Origin of the sequence: Micromonospora sp. L5, assembly GCF_000177655.2 — a bacterium.
Classification (GTDB): domain Bacteria; phylum Actinomycetota; class Actinomycetes; order Mycobacteriales; family Micromonosporaceae; genus Micromonospora; species Micromonospora aurantiaca.
Map to the genome: position 1 here is coordinate 4,951,759 of NC_014815.1, position 22,603 is coordinate 4,974,361.

A 22,603-nucleotide genomic window follows, 5' to 3' on the forward strand; every position below is an offset into this window, starting at 1 on the left:
GGCCGAGCGCCGAGGCGCTACCGGTCGAGACCGTCGAGGAGGGCGGCGAGCGTCGCCCGTTGCGCCGGCGGCAGCCGGTGGCTCGCCAGGGCGCGGCGTACCAGCTCGCGGGCCGCCTCCGGGGCCTGCCGGGACAGCTCGGCGTCGTGCGCGACCAGCCAGCCCACCAGCCACTCGTCCACTTCGGGCGGCCCGGCGAGCAGGTGGTCGGCGACCCGGGTGACGGGGCCGCCGTTGTCCGCGAGCGCCTGCGCCGCGTGCCGGTGCAGCGTCGGCCGTAGCGCGGCGGGGATGCTGCCGGCGAGGGCCCGCCGCAGCACCGGTTGCCGGAACGCCAGCTCGCTGCCCGCGTCCACGAGGACGTCGGCGGCGACCGCCTCCTCCAGGTCGGCCATCAGGTCGAACGGGGTCCGCCCGGTGACCGCCGCGACCTCCGTGACGGCGAACTCGTCGCCGAGCAGGGCGGCGTAGCGCAGCGCCTCCCGGGCGCCGGGGGAGAGGTGGTCGAGGCTGGCCCGCACGGTGTCCAGAAGCGAGCGCGGCATGTCGTCGGCCCGCGCGTCGACCTCGGCGAGCCCGTCGACCACCCGTACGCCGTCCTCCGCCACGAGGCCGGTGACCAGTTCCCGGGCGTACAGCGGGTTGCCGGCGGCCAGCGGCGCCAGCGACCGCAGCGTGGCGCCGGGCGGCACGCCGACGGTCCGGCCGAAGATCTGCTCGATGTCCGACGGGGGCAGGGGAGTGAGCCGGATCAGGTGCCCGGCGCGGGTGCTCACGCCGCGCCGCAGCCGGGCCAGGTCGCGGCGGCCGGGCTCGGGCCGGGCGGTCGCGACGAGCAGCAGCGGCAGCCACCGGGTCAGCGCGGCCAGCCGCTCCCAGGCGAGCAGGCTCACCTCGTCGGCCCACTGGAGATGGTCGACGGCCAGGACCAGCGGGCCCTCGGCGGTCAGCCGGCGGACGTGGTCGAGCACCCGGTCGACAGCCGCCGCCGGGTCGTCGTGCGGCGCGTCCTCCAGGCGCAGCGCCCGGCGCATCACGTGCAGAGGGATGCGGCTGCTGAGTTCCTCGGCGCTGCCGCGCGCGACCCGGTGGCCCCGCGCACGCGCCTCGTGCAGCGCCGCGTCGAGCAGCGCGGACTTGCCGATGCCCGGCTCACCCTCGATCCACACGATCGCGCTGCGGCCCTCGCCCACCGCGTCCAGCAGGTCGCGCAGCAGCGCCAGCTCGGCGTCGCGTCCGACCAGCCGGCCCCGCCGCGGTACGGGCGGCGCGGCCACCGCTGCCGGCACCTCCGCTACCGGCGTCACCGGTACGGCCGGAGGGGCCGCCGCCGGCTCGGCGAGGATCCGGCTCTGCAACTCGCGCAGCGCCGGGCCGGGCTCGACCCCGAGTTCGTCCACCAGCACCCGGCGCGCCGCGTGGAAGACGTCGAGCGCCTCGGTGCCCCGGCCGGCCCGGTGCAGCGCACACATCAGCAGCTCGTGGAACGGCTCGTGCAGCGGGTGGTCGCGGACCAGTGCGGTCAGGTCGGCGATGAGCGCGTCGTCGCCGCCGCCCGTCAGGACCAGCCGGGCCCGCCGCTCGGCCGCGGCGATCCGCATCTCGGTCAGGCGGTGCCGGTCGAGGTCGGCGAAGAGTCCGGTGACGTTCGCGTACGGCTCGCCCTGCCACAGCGCGAGCGCCTCGTCGAGCAGCGCGACGGCCGGTGCGGGCCGCCCGGCCGCGGCCGGTGCCACTGCGGCCTCGCACAGCGCCTCGAACCGGTCGGCGTCCAGCGCGCCCGGGTCGAGGCGCAACGTGTACCCGGCGCGGCCGGAGCGCAGCATCCCCCCGGCCGGGCCCAGGCTGCGCCGCAGGCCGGAGACGTAGGTGTAGATGTTGCCCGCCGCGGCGCTCGGCGCCGAGTCGCCCCACAGCGCCCGGATCAGCTCGGCGCGGGTGACCGGGCGGTTGACGTTCGCGGCCAGCATCGCGAACAGGGCCCGCCGCCGGGCCGGTCCGAGGTCGATCTCGACCTCGCCGTTCCAGGCGCGTACCGGCCCCAGAACGGTGACGCGCAGTCTCCTCACCGGTGCCCGACGACCGCCGGTCCGACGCTCGGGGACGGCCCGCCCGGGCCGGCGATCCGGCTCATCTCGGCGCGCGTCGCGGCGTCCCCGGTGTGCGCCGACACCCAGCTCGCCTCGGCGCCCGCGGGCAGCCCGCAGCGGTGCAGCACCCGGGCCAGTTCCGCGGTGAGCAGCTCGCGGGACGGCGCGGAGAGGCCGGGCGAGGCAACGGCGTGCCGCAGCACCGCGATCGCGGGCGCGGGGGCGACGGCGCCCAGTTGCGCGGCGTGCGTGGTCAGCCAGTCCTGCACCCAGGCGTCGACCGGCACCGGGCCGGCCAGCAACTGGCCCGCGACCCGGCCGAGGTCGCCACCTGCTTCGGCGAGCCGCTGGGCGAACTGCCTGTGCATCAGCACCCGCAGCGCAGTCGGGATCGCGCCGCGCAGGACCCGGCGCAGGACCGGATGCCGGAACCGCAGGCGACGCCCGTCCTCGACGAGGACCCCGGCGGCCAGCGCCTCCTCCACCGCGGGCACGAGTTCCGGCGCCGACTTGCCGGTGACCGCGGCCAGGTCGGCGACCAGGTAGTTGTTGCCGAGGAACGCGATCGCCCGCAGCAACTGGCGGGTGTCGTCGGCGAGCGGTTGCAGGTGCCGGGAGACCGCGTCGGTCAGCTCGGGTCCGGGCGTGTCGGCGGTCCGGCCGTCGCGGTCGGCGAGGACGAGATGACGAAGGTAGTACGGGTTCCCGGCGGCCGCCGCGACGAACGAGCGGGTGGTGCCGGGGTCCGGGCCGGGCGGACGAAACCAGTCGCGTACGAGCGCGGTCGCGGTGTCGTCGTCGAGCGGACCGAGTTCGACGAGCGTGGTGCCGTCGCGGGGCAGCACCCGGCGCAGGAGCCGCACCTCGTATCCGGCCGGAACCGGGCGGGCGGCCGAGACGAGCAGCAGCGGCAGCCGCGTGGTGAGCTTGTGCAGCGCGTGCCAGACCAGCAGCGACATGTCGTCGGCCCACTGGAGGTCGTCCAGGACCAGCAGCAGCGGCCGTTCGGCGCACCGCGCCACCACGAACCGCTGCACCGTGTCGATCACGGTCATGGTCGGCGGTTCCCCGGCCGTGCAGGCGTGCAGCGAGGCGGGCAGGCCGTCCGCGTCGTTGCCCAGGGAGAGGCACTCCAGCACGATGCTCAACGGCATCCGGTACGCCAGCTCGTCGCCGACGGCCCAGCCGACCTGGACGCCGAGCGGGGCCGCGCCGCTCAGCCCCTCGGCCAGCAGCGCCGACTTCCCGATGCCCGCCTCGCCGCTGATCCAGACGCTGCCGCCGCGTCCGCCCGCCAGGCCGGTGACCGCCGACCGCAGCCGGGCCAGCGCGGCGGAACGGCCCCGGAAGCCGGGGTGCCGCCGCGGGACCGGGCCGGGGCCACGTGCCGGGGCCGCGGTGCCGGCCGACAGCTGTTCGTGGATCTGCCGGACGGCGGCGGCGGGTTCGGTGCCCGACTCCTCGACCAGCCGGTCCCGTAGCGTGGCGTAGAGCGCGAGCGCCTCGGCGGTACGCCCCTGCGCGGCGAGCGCGCGCATCGCCACCGCGTACAGGCTCTCCCGGGCCGGGTGGCGGTCGACGAGCGCGAGCAGGCGGTCGACGACCTCGGCTCCGCGTCCGAGGCCCAGCATCAGCTCGGCCTGCCGTTCCACTGTCGTCAGGTACAGCTCGCCCAGCCGGATCCGGTGGCCGGCGGCCCGTGGTCCCGGTACGCCGACGAGCGCCTCGTCGCCCCGCCACTGCGCGAGCGCGGCGTCCAGGGCGGCCAGTTCGCCGGCGGTGTCCCCGGTGGCGCGGGGCGCGCGGCTGCGTTCGCGCAACCGCTCGAAGCGGTGCACGTCGACGGCGTCGGCGTCGAGGTGCAGCCGGTAGCTGCCGCCCTCGGAGGTGAGCACCCGGCCGGAGGACCACCTGTCACGGTCCGGTTCGAGCATCCGGCGCAGGGCGGAGACGTACGTGTAGAGGTTGCCGGTCGCGCTGGCCGGCGGGTGGTCACCCCAGACGGCGGTGATCAGCTCGTCCCGGGACAGGCCCCGCTCCGGGGTGAGCGCCAGCGCGCTGAAGACGGCCCGGCGCTGAGCCGAGCGCAGTGGCAGTTCCCGCCCGGCGTACGTGATCCGGAGATTGCCCAGCAAGCGGATGTCGAAGCCACTGCACTGTGCCGTCATGCCGTCCTCGTGGTGACCGGATACCTGCCTCGGTGACAACCGTTCGGCGGAACCCTAGCCCAACCATCTACCATGTCAACTTCGTGTGGATGGCGGAAAGGCTTACGGCGCAGGGCTTTCCGGTGCACGTCGCGTTCATCTCCGGCTGCCGCCGGTAGCGCTAGCAGGCAGTCTTCCCGAGGGTGGGCCCGAACCGTCCACGACGGACCGGCGGGCGGCCGGGCGTCCGGCGAGACGATACTCACCTCGGGCGGGGCCGGGGTCCGGCGCCGGCCCTGCCCGAGGTGGTTCAGCTACCGGCGCAGGTGGCGGTGGCGCCGCCGCCGGTCCCGGTGCCTGGAATCCGAAGGTGGTGCTCTGGCCCGCGCCCAGCCGTCCGTTGTAGCTCTGGTTGGCCACGGTGACGGTGCCGCTGGTGCCGCTGGGCACGCCGTTCCACAACGAGCTGATCGCGGCGCCGCCCGGCAGGGTGAGTGTCACGCGCCAGCCGGTCAGCGCGGTGCTCCCGGCGGTCACGGTCACGTTGGCGACGAAGCCACCGTTCCACTGGTCCTGGACGGCGTAGACGGCTGTGCAGGAGGCCCCACCCGGCGGGGGCGTGGTGGGCGGCGGCGTGGTGGGTGGCGGGGTCGTGGGCGGGGGCGTGGTGGGCGGCGGGCCGTCCAGCGTCAGGTTCTTCTGCTGGACGCTCCACTGGCTGCGGCACAGACCGCAGTCCGGGCCGACGAAGTTCGCGCCGGCGCCGACGTCGCCCTTCAGGCGCCACTTGAGGTAGAGCACCGCGACCCGGCCGAACTCGCCGCCGTTGGGCTGGTCGTACGTGCCGCCGTGCCCGACGTTCAGGTTGCCCATGAAGGCGGGCAGCCCGGCCGGCAGCTTGCCCCAGTCGTCCATCGCGTTCGGGTACGCGATGTCGCTCGGCCCGCCGACGAAGTACGCGATCGGCTTGGTCAGTCGCCGCAGCTGGTAGTCGTCGGCGTCGTTGAGCAGGCCGCTGCTGAAAATGCCGGTGGTGGTGACGCGCGGGTCGTTCGAGACGGCGTACGCCTCCAGGCCACCGCAGGAGAACCCGGCCACGGCGATCTTCGTGATGTCGATCCGGTTGTAGTACCTGCTGCCCGGCCGGGAGTTCTCCGCCACGGCCCAGTCGATGGACTGGGTGAGCATCTGGGCGTTCGTGGAGCCGGAGCCGTTCGGTGCGCCGTTGGCGATGGCGAGGAAGCCGTGGGAGGCGATCTCGCGCAGGAAGTTGCCCTGCGACAGGCCGTTCGCCGAGCAGCCGCCGTTGCCCCAGACCAGGACGGGAAGGCGCTCGGACGGGAGCGTCTGGGGCCGGAAGATGGTGTGGTTGGGCAGGCTCGACGAGGTCTCGTAGTCGGCGGGGTAGGGCCCCGAGCCGCCGATCGCGGCACCCGCGGGTGTCGCGCCGAGCGCCACGACCACGGAGGCGAGCGGGACGAGGGCGGCCGCCAGCCCCGCGTAGATCTTCGATCGTCTTCTCATGCGCCCTCCAGGGGACACGTCGTGACGGCGCTCCCTGGATGGTGGTGGTGGCGGTGGGTCGGCCACGTCGGTGTGGCGCCGCCGCGATGCGTCCCCGCGGAGGGACCGGCGGGAGCTTTTGCAGTTACTATCACCGCCGTAACAAAATGTGTCAATACACGTTGGTCGATGCCTGACACCGATTTGGTTGACAACTCAACCTTCCTGCGGCACCGTTGGCATCGATGCGCATCGCTCCTGACGGGGTGGGAAACCGCCGCCCCCTCTTGGCCGCCCACCGTCCCTGGAGGACAGAATGCGCACGTCCACCATGCGAATCGCCGCCGGTCTCGCCGCCGCGGCCCTGACCGTCCCGCTGTTCGCCGCGCCCGCCGCCGCCGAGCCGGCCACGATTCCGAACCCCGACACGGGCCTGGTCTTCTACTCCAGCGATCCGCTCGCCGTGGTCGCCCGGCAGGCCGCGCCGGACGACCTGTGCCGCCCGTTCCCGGCCGACGCCGACTGGCTGCTCGGCTGGAGCGGCGGCTTCCAGAACGTCATCGGCTACCAGTCCGCCGACTGCAGCGGGCACGGGTACGGGCTCGGCCTGTTCCGGGGCTGGACGACGCGCGGCACCTTCGGCTCGTACAAAACGCTCTGACCGACCCCCGCGACGCCGGTCCGCGGTACGCCGAGCGCGGCGTGCCGCGGACCCCTCGCGCCACATGTCTTGCGCGCACATCGCCGACGCGCTGGACAGCGGGCGCGACACCGCCGAGATCCTCGCCGGTCTCGGCGCACCGAGCGCGGTGGCGGGCCAGGCGCGGGAGGAACTGGGCCTGCCGGTCCGGGACGGCGCGGAGCGGGCCGCCCGGACGCTGTCAGTGGTCGCGGTGGCCGCCGGTGTGCTGATCGCCGTGTGCGTGAGCTTCCTGCTGCCGTCCGCGGTGCCGGTGGACCCGCTCGGCGCGGGCTCCGGCGAACAGGGCGTCGTCCGGCGGTTCGGCCCCGGCATCGCGTTGCTCACGCTGCTGCCGGCGCTCCTCGTGGCCGCGCCGCTCGTGCTGCGGGGCCGGGCCCGCGGCGCGGCACGGTTCGCCGGCGCGGCGGCGCTTGCGCTGTTCGCCTGCGCGTCCGGCGAGATCGGCCTGTACTACGTCCCGCTCGCGCTGGTGGCCGGGGCAGCGGCGGTCGTGCCGTGGGCGATGCGGCGAGGCGCCGGTGGACGGTGGTGGCGCTACCTGACCGGCGGCTTCGTGGCGATGCCCGGCGTGCTCGTGACCGTTGCGACCGTCGGTGGCTCGGTCGGCATCGGCTGGGCGGGTGCGGCGCTGTGGATCGCCGGACCCCTCGTGGTCGGCGCGCTGTGCGCGTACGGGATCCGGGCGGGGTACGCGGTGACCGCCCCTGGCCGGCGTACGCCGCGTCGCTCGCCGCCCACGGTGACCCGCCGCAACGCCCGGCCCGTCGCCGCGACCCGCGCCGGCCCCCCGGAGCCTGACCGGGGCCGTGATCGTCGGCGGCGCCGGGCGCGGGTGAGCTGACCCGGTGGCCGGCCGGGGGTGCCGGTGCGGCGAGGCGCTCCACGCCGCCCTCCGGATCGAGGTATTGACACTTGCCTAAGTGGACGCCGAGAATTCTCCGAAAAGGTTTTCGGAGAATTCTCGGCCCACCTCGCCGGGCTGAGCCCGAGGGCCGGCATCGGCAACCGCTTACCGCTTCAGCCGTGGAGCCGGCTCCGGCTCCCTCAGAGAACGGGAGGCCGACATGACGATCACACCGAGCCGACGCGGACGGCGGTGGCTGGCCGGGCTCACGGCGGCCGTGCTGGTTCTCGGCGCGGCGGCCTGCGGCGACGACGGCGGCGACGACGGGGCACTGGCCCAGGCCGGCCCGAACGGGCTCGACGACGGCAGCAAGCTGACGCTGTGGACCCGGGCGCCGCTCGAGAAGCAGGCGAAGCTGCTGGTCGAGGCGTACAACGCCAGCCACCGGAACAAGGTCGCGCTGACCGTCGTCCCCAACGACGACTACGTCGCGAAGGTGGGCGCGGCGGCCGGCTCCGGCAGCCTGCCGGACCTGTTCGCCGCGGACATCGTGTACGTGCCGAACTGGGTGAGCCAGGGACTGTTCCAGGACCTCGGCGCCAACATCGACGGCCTCGACTTCAAGGACTCGGTCAACAAGGGCCACCTCGCCGCCGGTACGCGTGACGGCCGGAAGCACGTGCTGCCGTTCGTGCTCGACCTGTCGATGCTGTTCTGGAACAAGAAGCTGTTCCGGGAGGCCGGGCTCGACCCGGACCGGGCGCCGGCGACCCTCGCCGAGTACGCCACGGCCGCCAAGGCCGTCCAGGCCATCGGGAGGGACGGTGTCTACGGCACCGCCACCGGCCTCAACTGCGGCGGCTGCCTGGCCTTCACCTGGTTCCCGTCGATCTGGGCGGCGGGCGGCGAGGTGCTCGGCCCGGACGGCACCACCTCCGAACTCGCCGGAGACACCGCGGAGAAGGTCTACCGCACCTGGGCGGACCTGTGGCGCTCCGGCGCGGTCCTGCCGTCCTCGGCGGGGGAGACCGGTCCGACCTGGACCGCGGCCTTCACCGAGGGCAAGGTGGGCCTGATGTTCTATCCGGCGACGCTGCTCTCCTCGACGCCGTTCGACGTCGGGGTGGCCGGCATCCCCGGCCCCGACGGCGGTGCGTCGACATTCGTCGGAGGCGACGGCATCGGCGTGTCGAAGGACTCCCGGAAGTCCGGGCAGGCCTGGAACTTCCTCAACTGGTTGATGTCGGAGCAGGCCCAGGTGGAGGTGCTGGCGAAGAACAAGGACGTGGTGTCGCGCTCCGACCTGGCGGACAACAGGTACGCCGCGCGGGATCCCCGCCTGGTCATCGTCAACGAGGTGGCCGGCAAGGGCGACACCCCGGTCGCCCTGAACTTCCAGCAGGCCTTCAACGCCCCGGGCAGCCCGTGGCTCGCCCTGGTCCGCGGCCAGGTCCTCCAGGGCGGCGGCGACATCCAGAAGCAGAACGACCAGATCACCGCCGTCCTGAAGCAGTAGGCCGCGGCGGGGGAGCGAGGAGCTGCCATGGAGGTCACCGCACCACCGGATCCGCGCCGCGCGACGGCCCGCCGCCGCTTCCGTTCCGGACGCCGGCAGGCGCTGCTCGGCTGGCTGTTCGCCGCACCCACAGCGGCCTTCGTCGCAGCGCTGTTCGCCGTTCCCCTGCTGCTGGTGCTCAAGATGGCGGCGTCGAGGTGGCCGTTGCTGGCCGGCGACCAGGGACTGAACGCGCCCGACAACGTCACCCGGGCGGTGAGCCACCGCTTCTTCAGCGACTCGGTCGTCTTCACCGTCAAGTACACACTGCTCGCGACGGTGCTGCTGATCGCGCTCGGGCTGGGGCTGGCACTGCTCGTACAGGAGTCGAGCCGGTGGAACAACCTGCTGCGCGCGTCGTTCCTCGTCCCCGGCGCCCTCGGGCTGGCCTCTGCGTCCCTGCTGTTCTACGTGATCTACTCGCCGTACGCCAGCCCGTTCGCGCCGGTGATGCGCCGGCTGGACGTCACGTTCCTCGGCTCACCGAACGCGGCGCTCCTGTCGACCGTCTTCCTCGTCGTCTGGCGCTACGCCGGCTTCTACATGGTGCTCATGCTCGTCGGCCTCCAGAGCATCCCGGCGGACGTCTTCGAGGCCGCGCGCGCGGACGGCGCGAGCCGCTGGCAGACGTTCCGGCGGGTGACCCTGCCGCTGCTGCGCCCGACGCTGGCGCTGACGACGGTGCTCTGCGTGACCGGTTCCCTGCTCGCGTTCGAACAGTTCTACATCCTCACGAAGGGCGGCCCGGACAACAGCACCGTCACCGTCGTGCAGCTGATCTACATGATCGCGTTCCAGGGCCAGAACGACCTCGGCGTCGCCGCCGCGCTGTCGGTCGTCGTCCTGGTGGCCCTGGTCCTGCTCAACGCGCTGCAACTGCGCGCCTTCCGGCCCGAGGAGCGCTGAACCATGGCCGTCGACTCCCGTTCCGCCCGGACCCCTGTGGACGGAACGCCCCGGCGTCCTGCCCCGGCGCCGGCCGCCGCGCGCAGGCCGGACGGTCTCACCGTCGCCGGCGTGGCGCTGCGCACGCCGTACTGGGTGTTCACCGGAGGGATGGCGCTGATCTTCCTCTTCCCGCTGGTCTGGACGGCTGTCGCGTCGGTGTCCCCGCAAGCCGGGACCGGCCAGACGCAGGGCTGGGGGTTCGGCAACTACGCGACCCTGGCCGGATATCAGGCGGGCGTGGGGCGCTATCTCGCCAACTCGGCGCTGGTGTCGCTCCTGACGGTCGTGCTCACCCTGTCCGTCTCCCTCCTGGGCGGCTACGCGTTCGCACGGTTCCGCTTCCCCGGGCGCAACGCGCTGTTCCTGCTCACCCTCGCCATCCTGATGGTGCCGTACGCGACCCTGCTCATCCCGCTCTACGTCCTGCTCAACCGGGTCGGGTTGCAGAACTCGCTCGTCGGCGTCGCCCTGGTGCTCACCATGTTCCAGCTCCCGTTCTCCACGTTCCTGATGCGGATCTCCTTCGAGGCGGTGCCGCGTGAACTCGACGAGGCGGCGATGGTCGACGGGTGCTCGTCGTTCGGCGCGCTGCGCCGGGTGCTCATCCCGGCCGTCAAGCCCGGCCTGATCACCGTCGGACTGTTCGCGTTCCTCGCCTCGTGGAACGACTTCATGGCGCCGCTGATCCTCATCAACGACTCCGAGCGGATGACCCTGCCGCTCGCGGTGGCCAACCTTCGCGGCCAGACCCAGGGCGTCGTCGACTACGGCGCGACCGAAGCGGGTGTCGTCGTGCTCGCCCTGCCGTGCGTCGTGCTGTTCCTGCTGCTCCAACGACACTACGTGCGCGGCTTCATGTCCGGCGCGGTGAAGGGATGACCATGGCTCGTAGCGTGCCCGCCGCCGCACCCGTCCTGCCGACGCGCGGCCGGTTCCGGCCGCTCGGGCTCGGTGAGGTACGCATCACCGGCGGATTCTGGGCGGACCGGCAGTCCGTCAACGCGGACGCGAGCCTGGGGCACATCGGGCACTGGCTGGAGCGGGAGGGCTGGATCCGCAACTTCGACCTGGTCGCCTCCGGCGGGCCGGCCGGCGGGCGCCGGGGGCGCGAGTTCTCCGACTCGGAGGTCTACAAGTACCTCGAGGCGATGGCGTGGGAGATCGGGCGCAGCGGCGACCCGCGGCTGGAGTCGGTCTTCGGCCGCGTCGTCAGCCGGGTGGCGCGGGCGCAGGACGGCGACGGCTACCTCAACACGCGGTTCGGGCACCGGGGGCAACCACCGCGCTGGTCCGACCTCGGGCACGGGCACGAGCTCTACTGCGCCGGCCACCTGCTCCAGGCGGCCGTCGCCCGGGCCCGGACCCGTCCGCACGCCGACGACGGACTGGTGGCGGTCGCCCGGCGGGTCGCCGACAACATCTGCGACACGTTCGGGCCGGACGGGCTCGACGGGCTGTGCGGGCACCCGGAGATCGAGACCGCGCTCGTCGAGTTCGCCCGCACGACCGGCGACGACCGCTACCTGGCCCAGGCGGCGCTCTTCCTCGACCGGCGCGGCCACGGCCGGCTGGGGGACGTGGAGTGGGGACGCGAGTACTTCCAGGACGAGACGCCGGTACGCGAGGCGACGGTGCTGCGGGGACACGCGGTCCGCGCGAACTACCTGGCCTGCGGGGCGGTCGACGTCGCCGTCGAGCGGGACGACCCGGGGCTGATGAAGGCGGTACGCCACCAGTGGCGTACCGCTGTGGCCCGGCGGACCTACCTCACCGGCGGGCAGGGTTCCCGGCACCAGGACGAGGCGTTCGGCGCCGACTGGGTGCTGCCGCCCGACCGCGCCTACTCCGAGACGTGCGCGGCGGTGGGCTCGGTGATGCTGGCCTGGCGGCTGCTGCTCGCCTCCGGCGACCCCGGCTGTGCCGATCTCATCGAGCGGACCCTGTTCAACGTGGTCGCGGCGTCCCCGGCGGCCGACGGCCGGGCGTTCTTCTACACCAACACGCTGCACCGCCGGGAACTCGGCGCCCGCCCCGACGACGACCGGCCGAGCATCCGCGCCGAGGCGGCCCAGCGGGCGCCCTGGTTCGAGGTGTCGTGCTGCCCGACGAACGTCGCGCGCACCCTGGCCGGCCTCGGCGCGTACGTGGCGACCACCGACGACGAGGGCCTCCAGATCCACCAGTACGTGCCGGCGACCGTCGCCCACCGCACCCCGGACGGGGGCGAGCGGCACCTGACGGTCACCACGGGCTATCCGGAGGACGGCATGGTCCGGGTACGGATCGACAGCGACGACGAGCGGCCCTGGACCCTGTCGTTGCGGGTGCCGGACTGGGCGGGGCGGGGTGCGACGCTGACCGTCGGCGGCCGGACCCGCACCGCGCATCCGGGCTACGTCACCGAGCGCCGGACGTGGCGGAGCGGGGACGAGGTCGTGCTGAGCCTGCCGGTGCAGCCCCGGTTCACGTACCCGGACCCCCGCATCGACGCGGTCCGTGGATGCGTGGCGGTGGAACGCGGGCCGCTGGTGCTCGCGGTCGAGTCGGTGGACGTGCCGCCGGGGGCGGACCTGCAAGGGCTGCACGTCGACACGACCCGGCCGCCCCGGAGCGCCGGCGACCGGGTGTCGGTGCGCTGTCGGCGGCTCGACTGGCCCGACCACGACTGGCCCTACCGTGGTACGGCCGTACCGCCGGCCGAGGCGGTGACGGAACCGGTCGAGGTCCCGCTCGTGGCATACCACTCCTGGGCCAAGCGGGGGCCGTCCACCATGCGGGTCTGGCTGCCGGCCGGCTGACTCAGCGCGCCGCCGGGGGCGCCGCCGTGCTGTCCCGCACGACGAGTTCGGGCGTCAGGAGCACGCGTCCGGGCGCCGATCGGTCCCCGCCCGCGTCGAGCTGGGCCAGCAGCAGGTCCAGGCTGCGCCGGCCGAGTTCGGCGAAGTCCTGCCGCACGGTGGTCAGCGGGGGCAGGAAGTAGCCCGCGTCGGGCATGTCGTCGAAGCCCACCACGCTGACCTCGTCCGGCACCCGCCGGCCCGCCTCGTGCAGAGCGCGGAGCACCCCCAGGGCGATCTGGTCGCTGGCGCAGAAGACCGCCGTCACCGACGGATCCCGGGCCAGTCGCCGGCCCTGCGTGTAGCCGGCCCGGGCGGTCCAGGCACCCGGCACGGCGTACGGCGACGGCCGGCCGGTGGCGTGCAGGCCGGCTCGCCACCCGTCGGTCCGCTCGGTCGCCTCCGGCCAGTCGGCCGGGCCGGCCACGTGATGCACCGTGGCATGTCCGAGGTCGAGCAGGTGCCGGGTGGCCAGCCGGGCGCCCGCGGCGTTGTCGATCTGGACGTTCGGCACCGCCTCGTCGTGCCCGCCGCCCACGCCGACGACCGCCAGGCCGTCGGACACCTGGGCCAGCGCGGCGGCCACCACCGGCTTCGGGGCGATCGCGATGATGCCCTCGACCGACTGCGCGCGCAGCCAGTCCACCGCGTCCAGCACCGACCGGCGGTCCAGGTCGCGCAGTCCCGCCACGCTCAGGAAGTAGCCGGCGGACCGGGCCGCGCCCTCGATCGCGTACAGCATGGAGGTCGGGCCGTACAGGGCGCTCTCGTACGCGATGATGCCGAGCGTCCCGGAGCGGCGGGTGACCAGCGCGCGGGCCGCCGGGTTGCGGCGGTAGTCCAGCGCCCGCACCGCCGCCAGCACCCGGCGGCGGGTGTCGTCCCGGACGTGCGGGTGCGCGTTGAGCACCCGGGAGACCGTCTGGTTCGACACCCCCGCCAGCCGCGCGACGTCGCGCATGATCGAGTGCCTCGGCACGGGTGTGTCCTCCGGCGTCCTCATCGACTCGGGCGAGGTGTCAGCCGGCCGGCTCGCCGGAGGGGGCGGGGAGCCGCACCCCGGTGGCTGCCGGAGTGCCGAAGTTCGGTGTGCCGTCGGCGTTCCAGGTGAACTTCTGCGCCCGGGTGCTGCGGTTCATGTCGCAGCCGCCGGATGCCGAGCTGTTCGCGTGGTAGACGATCCAGTCCTCGGTGCCGTCCGGCGACGTGAAGAAGCCGTTGTGGCCGGGGCCGAAGACGCGGTTGGCGTCGCTGCGCTGGAAGACCGGCTGCGGGGACTTGACCCACGACGACGAGTTGAGCGGATCGCCGCCGTTCCAGGTCAGCATCCCGAGCTTGTAGTCCGGTGTGCTGCAGTGGCTGGCCGAGAAGATGATGAACGTCCGGCCGTTGCGTTGCAGGACCTCGGCGCCCTCGTTCACGGCGCCCCCGGACGTCTCCCAGCCGTAGGTGGGGGTGGACAGCAGGCGCCGCGTGCCGGCGGCGGTCCACGGGTTGCTCAGCTCGCGGATGAAGTTGGGCTGTGCGCCGTTGTAGTACGTGCCCAGCAGGTACAGCTTGCCGTTGAGCTGCATGATGCTGGGGTCCAGCTCCCAGGTGTTGTCGGCGGTGGGATCCAGCAGGTCGGCCTTGAACGTGTACGGCCCCATCGGGTCGGTGCCGGCGCTCTCCAGCACGTGGATGCGCTGGCTGCCCAGGTCGAACGGCTGGCGGCCGGCGACGTAGTACAGGTACCAGCGCCTGCCGTTCGGGCCGTCGAGCAGGTGGAACTCGGGGGCCCACATGGTGCCCGCGCCGTTGGGGCGGGTGAGGGTGAACAGCACGGTGTCGGCCGCGCCGGCCAGCCCGTCCAGCGTCCGGGACCGCCGCATCGTGACGGTGTTGTTCCAGGTCGTGGTCGCCAGGTAGTAGTAGCCGTCGTGGTACTTCAACCACGGGTCGGGTCCGTTCACCTTGATCGGGTTGGCGTACGTGTTGGGGCCGGGGTTCGGCCCGCCGCCCGGGTAGCCGGTGAGCCGCCACGTCCGGCTGGCGGCGCTGGTGCAGGGCAACTGGACCAGCGCGGTGCCGGCCGCGCCGCCGTCGTTGACCGGAGCGATGCACTTCCCGCTGGAGACGGCGGCCAGGTTCACGGTGCCGGCGGCGCCGTTGGCCACCAGGCGGAACTGCTGGTTGGTGCCGCCGTGGCAGGTGTACTGGATGACGGCGGCGTTGTCGGCGGTGGACGCGCCGTAGATGTCGAGACAGCTGCCGGGGGTGAGTGTGGTGATCGTGTAGCGGTCGGTCGTGCCGGCCACCGGCGTGACGGTGAAGGTCTGCCGGGCGCCCGCGCCGCAGCCGGCCTGGACGAGCTGCAGCGCGTTCGTGGCGGCGCCGCCGGGCACCTCGACACAGTTTCCGTTCGCCTGGTTGACGACTGTGGTGCCGAAGGCGCTGACGGCCTGGGCGGGGCTGCCGGGGAGCAGGGGCAGGAGCGCGGCCAGCAGCAGGATCGCGACGGCGGCCCCACCGGTACGCCGGCGGGGGTGCCGGGACGGGTCCATGGGGAGGTCCTTTCGGTGTGGTGACGGGGCGGACGCGCGGCGGTGGGTGGCGGGGCCTCCCACCGCCGCGGCTCAGCTGACCTGGATGCGGTCGAGGTCCGGCGCCCAGCCCGCGGTGTTGCCGAAGGTGAGGGTGTTCGTGCCCGCGTCGAGCGGGAGCGTGACGCTGACCGTGCCGACGGTGTCCCAGCCGCCGGTGCCCGGGGTGGCGACAGTGACCGGGGCGCCTCCGTTGACGCTGATCTGTGTCGACCTGGCCTCGGCCGAGGCGTAGGAGACGGTGACCGTGCGCGGTCCGGCGGCGTTCGCCGTGACGTTCGTGAACCGCAGCGTGTTCGCGGTGCCGTTGCCGACGTAGCCGACGAGCGCGCCGCCGGAGGCGCCGGTCGAGGAGCGCACCGCGGCCTGCCCGGTCAGGGTGTTGCCGCTCGCCTCCGCCTCGTACGAGGTGGAGGCCGGTGGCGTGGACCCGCCGCGGTGGTAGGCCTGCACCTCGGTCAGGCCGGACCGCGCGCCGCCAGCGTGCGTCAGCACCACCCGGATCCGCTGGGCGGCAACCGCGGCGAAGCGGACGTTGTTGTAGTTGCCCTGGGGTGCCGCCGGCGTGCCGACCTGTGCGCCGACGTTCACCCAGGCGCTGCCGTCGTGGTACTGGACCTGGTACGACGCCGGCGGCCGGTAGGTGGCGCCGGCCGGGCGGCTGTCCTTGACGTACAGGCGCAGCTCGTCGACGGTCTTCGGCGAGCCGAAGTCGATCTCGTACCAGTCCTGGGCGGCGGACCCGCCGGCGCCCCAGAACGGCTCGTTCGTCGGGTAGCCGTCGATCGCGGCGCCGGCGCTGGTGCCGCTCGCGGTGGTCGAGGCCGTCACTCTCGCGCCGTCGGCGAGGTCGGGCAGGTTCGCGCTCAGGTCCACCCCCGCCTTGGCGAGCAGGTCCACCGTGCCGGCGTCACTGTGGACCACCTGGTTGGGGGCCCGCATGCCGGGCACCGGCGTGCTGAAGGTGACACCGGCGGTGGCGCCGGGGAAGCTGACCGATCCGCTGGACGGGTCGAAGACCAGCGGCACGAGCTTGTCGACGGTGACGGCCCGGTTCCCGTTGACGTAGATCGAGTACCCCTCGGGGACGCCCGGGTACCGGGTCACCCCGTCGCCCGGGTCGTCCCAGACGATCGTCAGGTCGCTGTTGCGGTAGCGGATGTTGTTGACTGTGAAGTTCGGCCAGCCGATGGCGATCGGCGACAACTCGACCCGGTTGTCGTTGCGCGGCCGCAGACCGGCCACGTCCTCGACGACCGTCCAGTTGCTGCTGCCGAGGATGTTGTGGTGGATCCAGGAGCGGTAGTCGATGCGCTTGCCGCCCGGGTTCCAGTCGGCCCAGAACTCGTTGGCGTCGGGCCAGCGGGTGTCGCCGTTGACGTACTGGGCCCAGACGTTCCAGTAGAGCAGCTTCTTGTAGTCCTCCGGGCCGACCCACTGGTTGGGGTAGGTGCGCAGGACCGAGGAGAGCAGCCGGAACTGCACTGTGGAGTTGATGGTGGAGAAGTTGTTGCTGCCGGGCGAGCCGGCGGCCGCCGCGGCGGCCTTGTCCCGCTGGTTGGCGGTGTAGAACGGGAAGATCGGGTACTCCGCCGGGTCGGCGAGGAGGCGCAGCGCCTGCTTGTACTGATCGGTGGCGGGCATCAGGCCGACCGCGTACGGGTAGTAGTTGTTGATCTCCTTCCACGGCACGTGGGCGTTCGTCGCCACGTGCCGGTGTTCCAGCAGGTTGTCGGCCGGGTTCCAGAGCACCGTGACGATCGCGTTGCGGATCCGGGCGGCCAGGGCCCGCATCTCGGCGGCCTTGGCCGAGTTGCCGACCGCCTCGTACGCCTGCGCGGCGGCCAGCGCGCCGCTGTACTGGTACGCGCCCTCGGCCCGGTCCAGGTTGCCGGGGCGCCAGTGGAACGAGACGGCGTCGGCGTCGTTGCCGGTCAGCGCGCCCCAGTCGTACTCGATGATGCCGTTGCCGTCGCGGTCGTAGTGGGCGAGCTGGCCCTTGACGTCGCCTTCGGCGTAGCGGGCGAGGCTCGCCGCGATGCCGGGCTGGCCGCCGTGGAGCTGGTAGCTGCGCCAGGCCGCCTCGGCGATGTACTGGGTGTAGCTGTTGGACCAGTTCTCCGGGTCGCCGGGGTTGTCCAGGAAGCGTCCGCCCTTGGACACCTGACCGACCGAGAGCCAGTCGCCGTAGGCGTACTTCGGGTCGCGCAGGTACTTCAGGTCGTCGATGTGCATCGGCTGGGTCAACGCGATGGCGTTGTTGTAGCCCAGCGCGCCCTCCACCGACGTCGGGAACTGGAAGGTCTGCCCGGGGATGTCGGCGTCGAGGTGGTTGAAGCGCATCAGCCACCAGCGGTAGTAGATGTTCTTCTTGATCGCCGGTTCCGGCACGTCGATGTAGGGGACGTTCTCGGCCCACCACCTGTGGTAGGCACGGACGTGGGTGGCGAACGCGGCGTCCGGGGTGGCGTCGCGGTAGCTCAGGTAGTCGGTCGACGACTGCGGGATCTCCCGGGCGGTGAACCCCATGACCACCTTTGTCTGCAGCGTGGCGCCGGCGGCGACGGTGACCGTCCGGGTCAGCGCGCCGCCGGACGCGGTGAAGCCGTCACCGGCCAGCCTGGTGGCGAGCGTGGTGAGGCCGTTCTTCACCCCGGTCGACCCGGTCAGCTCGTTGCCGCTGCCGGACGACGCGTACGGCGAGGTGGCCCGCAGGGTGAGTGTGACAGGAGCGCCGCCGCTGTTCCTGATCGACAGGTTGGTGACCGCGACGTTGTTGTCGGTGATGAACTTGGTGACTGTGGCCTGCACCGAGCCCCCGGCGTACACGCTCCTCCAGTGGCTGGGCGCCTGCCAGCGCTGGCTGCTCTGCTCGGTGAACGTCCCCGGGCCCAGCGCGATCGAGTACGCGGCGGCGTCGCTGATGCTCTCCCAGTACGCCACCCGGCCGCCGAAGCCGATCACCGCCGGGTTGTGCTGTTTCATGAACAGGGCCCGCCCGCGGGTCATCAGGATCCCGCCGTCGGCGTCGGACGGATCGCCGCCGCCGGAGCGCGACAGCAGCCGGTCGATCCAGAAGTCGGTGCCCGCCTTCTCCGCGTCGTAGATCGACTGCATCATGTTGCCGGTGGTGTACCCGACCGGCGGCTGCGGGACCGCCGGGCCGCCGAAGGTGGGATAGCCGATGGTCTGAGCGGCCTGTGCGGGGCTCGCGGCCACCGGGGTGAGCGCGCCGACGACCACCAGCGCGAGCGCCGCTCCGGTGACCCGCCGGAACCGGCGGACGGCCGGGGGTGGCGACGTGCGCACCTCCGGCCCGGCCCGATCGAGGTGTGGACTTCCGGGAGGATCCCATGTGTTCATGGGTGCTCACCGAGACCTTTCGTTGTCGGGATGAGAACTGCACCGCGACAGGCCGGACCGCCGGTACCGCGGCGGGGCGGCGGTCGGGGTGACACCTCGTACCGGTTTCGGGCGGCCGTCGTGACCCGCGTGCGCGGCGGGTGGAACGGCCCCCGGTCGTCGACGCCCGGTCGTCGGCGACTGCCTCGCCCGGCCGGCCGGCTGCCCCGCCGACCTGAGCCGAAAACCTTTTCAGCAACATACCATCGCATCGGAGGCTGTCAATCCTCTGCGCAGCCCGGGAGCCGTTCGGTGTGCGGCCGACGGGGTGCCGGCCGGGGCGCCGATCGTCCGAAAAGCTTTCGGGCGAGAGGTGTCGGCGGGCGGGCCGGCGGTACGCGCCGGTGGTGGCCGGCACAGGCGCGGTGCTCGAAATCCTTTTCAGAAATCGGCCGCGGGGTCGGGTATAGTCGGTACGCCTCGGTGGCTGCCTCGGTGATCCAGCCCCGGCCCGAAGGGGATCTCGGTGCGTAGACGACGTTCGCAGTCGGTGACTCTGATGGATGTGGCGAAGCTGGCCGGCGTGTCGGTGGCCACCGCGTCCAAGGCGCTCAACGCCCGTGAGGAGGTGGCACCGGCCACCCGCCGGCGGGTGCAGCAGGCCGCCGAGCAGCTCTCCTTCCAGCCGAACGGGCTGGCCCGGGGGCTCATCTCCGGACGCTCCCACACCATCGGGCTGCTGACCGAGACGCTCGGCGAGCGGTTCGCCTTCCCCGTCCTCAGGGGAGTGGAGAACGCCCTGGGCAACGAGCGGATGTGCGTGCTGCTGTGCGACGCCCGCGGCGACGTCATCCGCCGCCAGCACCACATCCGGACGCTGCTGTCACGTCAGGTCGACGGTTTCGTCATCCTCGGCGACTCCAACGACATCCGGCCGTCGCTGAGCCGCGACCTGCCCGTCCCGGCGGTCTACGTCTACGGCGAGTCGGACGACCCGGACGACCTGTCCGTCCTCGCCGACGACGAGGGCGGCGGTCGGCTCGCGGCCGAGCACCTGGTGTCGCTGGGCCGCCGCCGCATCGCCCACATCACCGGCCCGCAGACCTACCGGGCCGCCCGCGACCGGGTGGTCGGCCTGGAGGCGGTGCTGCGCGAGGCGGGTCTGCCGCTGGTCGGCGGCGGTCCCCGCTACGGCGACTGGTCGCAGCGCTGGGGCCGGCAGGCGGCGGCCATGGTGATCAACGCCTCGCCGGACACGGACGCCGTCTTCTGCGGCAACGACCAGATCGCCACCGGGGTGGTCGAGGCGCTGCGCGACCTCGGCCGCCGTACGCCGCAGGACGTGGCGGTGGTCGGGTACGACAACTGGGAGGTCTTCGCCACCGACTGCCGTCCGCCGCTGACCACAGTGGACCTGAACCTGGAACAACTCGGCGCCACGGCGGTCAAGTACCTGTTCGCGGCGCTGGACGGCAACCCGTCGCGCGGCGTCATCCGGCACCCCGGCCGCCTGGTGGTCCGGGACTCCACCGGCCCGCCCCCGCTCGGGGACGGGCCGGCGGAGGGCGTCAGGACAGGAAGGCGCCGTACGGGCCGGCGAGGATCTGGTTCTTCTGTGCCTGGCTGAAGTGCGTGTGCGGATAGTCGTAGAACGAGGCCGACATCGGGGTGCCGTCCGTCGACGTCGAGTCCGGCAACCCGAGCGCGTGGCCGAGTTCGTGCACCATGCCGCCGTACCAGCGGTTCATCGGGCCGTTCACGCCCGCCGCGCCGTCGGCGTCGTGCTGGCAGAGGATCACCCAGCCGCCACCGCCGCCACCCCCGGCGCCCGGACCCTCGGCGCTGATCTCACCCACGTTGATCCAGCGGTTGTCCGGTGCGCGCAGGCTCAGCTTGCGCATCAGCTCCTGCTGCATGTTGAACACCGACCACCAGTACCGGTCGGAGCCGTTCGGGGTGTTCTCGTACCAGGACTTGACGTGGTCGCCGTCGACCACCTCCACCACCGGGTTGTTCAGTGTGAACGTCCGGCCCAGCTCCTGCCGGTAGTACCGCTGGGCCTCGCGCATCACGGCGGCGATGCCGTCCGGCCACCGCTGGTCGTACGCGACGTCGGAGGGCTTGAGCCAGTAGACGCGCACGGTGCCCGGCGGCGGTGTGCCGCCGGGCGGCGGCGCGGTCCCGGTCGGTGCCGGCGTGGCGGTCGGGGCCGGCGGTACCGACGTCGGCGGCGTACCGCCGGTGCAGGCGACGCCGTTGAGGGTGAACGCGCTCGGGGCCGGGTTGGCGGAGCCGTTCCAGGACCCGTTGAAGCCGAACGACGCGGACGCCCCGGTGCCGAGGCCGCCGTTGTAGCTGACGTTCGTCGCGGTGACAGCGGCGCCGCTCTGCGCCACCGTCGCGTTCCATGCCTGGGTGACTGTCTGCCCGGCCGTGAACGACCAGCGCAGCGTCCAGCCGCTGATCGGGTCGCCCAGGTTGGTGACCTGCACGTTCGCGCCGAAGCCGCCCGGCCACTGGGAGCTGACCGCGTACGCGATCCGGCAGCCCGCGGCGGCCGCGTGGCCGGCGCCGCCGGTCGCCACGACGGCGCCGGCCAGGATCACGGCGAGCGTCGCCGCCGCGAGACGGAACGGGTTTGCACGCATCGGGCACCCCCCGTCAGTAGCCGTAGCGGCTCTTGAGGTGCCGCCACCAGTCGCGCAGCATCCAGGCGTCGAAATCGGTGATCGAGGCGGCGCTGCCGGCCTTCATGACGAAGCCCTGGCCCGGCAGCGGGTCCCAGTCGTAGAAGTCGTCGAGGCCGTAGGTGTGCCCGATCTCGTGCAGCAGGATGTGGATGTTGTCGCTGCCGAGGTTGGACATGAAGTACTCCCGGCCGATCCGTTGCCCCCAGTCGCCGCCCGCGCCGCCGCCGAACCCGTCGGTCAGCCAGAGCGAGTGGTCGTAGTGGCGGCCGGCGCCACCCGGGCAGTTCGGGTACTGGCCGTTCTGGTTGAAGAACCGGCCGCACGGCTCGCTGCACTGCGGCGCGTTCTCCCGGATGTCGTTGACGTAGATGTCGACCGAGTTGTCGGACCACTGCAACTGGTTGCGGTCCCGCACCGCCCAGCCGACCACCTTCACCGGTACGTCCGTGTAGGGGAAGCCGTTGTGGCCGGCCAGGACGTTCATCCACTTCTTGTACTGGCGGGCCAGCGCGGCCTGGATCTGGTCACGTTGCGCCGCCGTCACGGTGGCCGACGAGTCCCATCGGACGCAGTAGTTGATGTAGCCCCGGTTCGCGAACAACTGGTCCCAGCCGTAGTTGCGGAAGCCGTACAGGTTGCCGTTGTTGTAGGTCTGCTCCACGTGCTGCCAGACCTGGTTGAGCGGTCCGGCCAGGTTCGACGGCGGGTTCCAGCCGGAGCCGGGGGGCGGCGTGGTGGGGCCGGAGGTGGGGGTGGGCGCCGGTGTGGTCGGCGCGGGCGTCGTGGGAGCGGGTGTGGTCGGCGCCCCGGTGCAGGCCGTTCCGTTCAGGGTGAACGACGTGGGCGCCGGGTTGGTGCCGGTGAACGCGCCGTTGAAGCCGAACGAGGCCGCGGCGCCGGTGCCCAGGGAGCCGTTGTAGGAGGCGTTCGTCGCGGTGACCCGGGTGCCGCTCTGGCTGACGCTCGCGTTCCACGCCTGCGTCACCGTCTGTCCGGCCGCGTACGACCAGGCCAGCGTCCAGCCGGTGACCGGGTCGCCGAGGTTGGTGATCGTCACGTCGGCGCCGAATCCGCCCGGCCACTGGCTGGTCACCCGGTAGTCGACCCGGCATCCGGGCGCCGCCGCCTGCGCCCCGGTGACCACGAGCGCCGCGCCGGCCACAGTGGTCAGGGTGGCGGCCAGGACGACCGCCAGCCGCGCGCCACCTCTCGCTGATGTCACGGACCTCTCCTCTCCTCTCGGTCGGGGCGGCGGCCCGGGAACAGCCGTCGCGCCGTCCTAGGTGAAATCGATTAGCATCTATTGCTTTCTCGACCACCATGGAGCCCGAAAAGGTTTTCGTCAAGGACCGGCCCACGTGG

The 22,603-nt window shown here is 72.9% G+C and carries 14 protein-coding genes and 1 pseudogene; 7 read left to right on the forward strand and 8 right to left on the reverse strand.

Annotated features, from left to right (window positions below):
* Positions 1–17: 17 nt before the first annotated feature.
* The 3 genes and pseudogenes from ML5_RS22845 to ML5_RS22855 form a co-directional block, all read right to left on the reverse strand.
* Positions 18–2,069 (reverse strand): BREX system ATP-binding domain-containing protein, encoded by a 2,052-nt coding sequence (locus tag ML5_RS22845; RefSeq protein WP_013476345.1) that lies wholly within the window; start codon positions 2,067–2,069, stop codon positions 18–20.
* The gene (locus ML5_RS22850) at positions 2,066–4,258 is read right to left on the reverse strand and encodes a BTAD domain-containing putative transcriptional regulator (protein ID WP_013476346.1); all 2,193 of its coding nucleotides are present in this window, start codon (positions 4,256–4,258) and stop codon (positions 2,066–2,068) included. The genes ML5_RS22845 and ML5_RS22850 overlap by 4 nt, the downstream gene beginning before the upstream one ends.
* Positions 4,259–4,547: 289 nt before the next feature.
* Positions 4,548–5,761 (reverse strand): annotated as a pseudogene (locus ML5_RS22855) (cellulose binding domain-containing protein).
* Positions 5,762–6,056: 295 nt separating this feature from the next.
* Here ML5_RS22855 and ML5_RS22860 point away from each other — a divergent pair.
* The 6 genes from ML5_RS22860 to ML5_RS22885 all read left to right on the forward strand — a co-directional run bounded on the left by ML5_RS22860 (position 6,057) and on the right by ML5_RS22885 (position 12,588).
* On the forward strand, positions 6,057–6,401 hold the full coding sequence (locus ML5_RS22860) for a hypothetical protein (protein WP_013286972.1): 345 nt from the start codon (positions 6,057–6,059) through the stop codon (positions 6,399–6,401).
* 64 nt (positions 6,402–6,465) lie between these two features.
* Positions 6,466–7,284, forward strand: a complete 819-nt coding sequence (locus ML5_RS22865) for a hypothetical protein (RefSeq protein WP_013476348.1) — start codon at positions 6,466–6,468, stop codon at positions 7,282–7,284.
* Between the two features lie 223 nt (positions 7,285–7,507).
* Entirely contained in the window at positions 7,508–8,803 is a 1,296-nt protein-coding gene (locus ML5_RS22870; RefSeq protein WP_013476349.1) for a sugar ABC transporter substrate-binding protein, read from the forward strand.
* 27 nt (positions 8,804–8,830) lie between these two features.
* The gene (locus ML5_RS22875; RefSeq protein ID WP_013476350.1) at positions 8,831–9,748 is read left to right on the forward strand and encodes a carbohydrate ABC transporter permease; all 918 of its coding nucleotides are present in this window, start codon (positions 8,831–8,833) and stop codon (positions 9,746–9,748) included.
* 3 nt (positions 9,749–9,751) lie between these two features.
* Positions 9,752–10,669 carry a carbohydrate ABC transporter permease gene (locus ML5_RS22880; RefSeq protein WP_013476351.1) on the forward strand — a complete coding sequence of 306 codons (918 nt, stop codon included), beginning with the start codon at positions 9,752–9,754 and terminating at the stop codon, positions 10,667–10,669.
* The gene (locus ML5_RS22885; protein ID WP_236619274.1) at positions 10,666–12,588 is read left to right on the forward strand and encodes a glycoside hydrolase family 127 protein; all 1,923 of its coding nucleotides are present in this window, start codon (positions 10,666–10,668) and stop codon (positions 12,586–12,588) included. The genes ML5_RS22880 and ML5_RS22885 overlap by 4 nt, the downstream gene beginning before the upstream one ends.
* 1 nt (position 12,589) lies before the next feature.
* Here the strand turns inward: ML5_RS22885 and ML5_RS22890 are convergent, their stop codons facing one another.
* The 3 genes from ML5_RS22890 to ML5_RS22900 all read right to left on the reverse strand — a co-directional run bounded on the left by ML5_RS22890 (position 12,590) and on the right by ML5_RS22900 (position 18,572).
* Positions 12,590–13,630, reverse strand: a complete 1,041-nt coding sequence (locus tag ML5_RS22890; protein ID WP_013286966.1) for a LacI family DNA-binding transcriptional regulator — start codon at positions 13,628–13,630, stop codon at positions 12,590–12,592.
* Between the two features lie 16 nt (positions 13,631–13,646).
* Positions 13,647–15,170, reverse strand: coding sequence for a family 43 glycosylhydrolase (locus ML5_RS22895; RefSeq protein WP_013476353.1), 1,524 nt, complete (start codon positions 15,168–15,170; stop codon positions 13,647–13,649).
* A 72-nt stretch (positions 15,171–15,242) separates the two neighbouring features.
* Positions 15,243–18,572 carry a discoidin domain-containing protein gene (locus ML5_RS22900; RefSeq protein ID WP_013476354.1) on the reverse strand — a complete coding sequence of 1,110 codons (3,330 nt, stop codon included), beginning with the start codon at positions 18,570–18,572 and terminating at the stop codon, positions 15,243–15,245.
* 505 nt (positions 18,573–19,077) lie between these two features.
* Between ML5_RS22900 and ML5_RS22905 the strand changes: the two genes are divergently transcribed.
* Positions 19,078–20,178, forward strand: coding sequence for a LacI family DNA-binding transcriptional regulator (locus tag ML5_RS22905; RefSeq protein ID WP_013476355.1), 1,101 nt, complete (start codon positions 19,078–19,080; stop codon positions 20,176–20,178).
* On the opposite strand, the gene ML5_RS33315 is transcribed toward ML5_RS22905, so the two are convergent.
* Complete coding sequence (locus tag ML5_RS33315) at positions 20,120–21,199, reverse strand: cellulose-binding domain-containing protein (protein ID WP_013476356.1); 1,080 nt, start codon at positions 21,197–21,199, stop codon at positions 20,120–20,122. The genes ML5_RS22905 and ML5_RS33315 overlap by 59 nt on opposite strands.
* Before the next feature lie 13 nt (positions 21,200–21,212).
* The gene (locus ML5_RS22915; protein WP_013476357.1) at positions 21,213–22,463 is read right to left on the reverse strand and encodes a cellulose-binding domain-containing protein; all 1,251 of its coding nucleotides are present in this window, start codon (positions 22,461–22,463) and stop codon (positions 21,213–21,215) included.
* Positions 22,464–22,603: the final 140 nt, after the last annotated feature.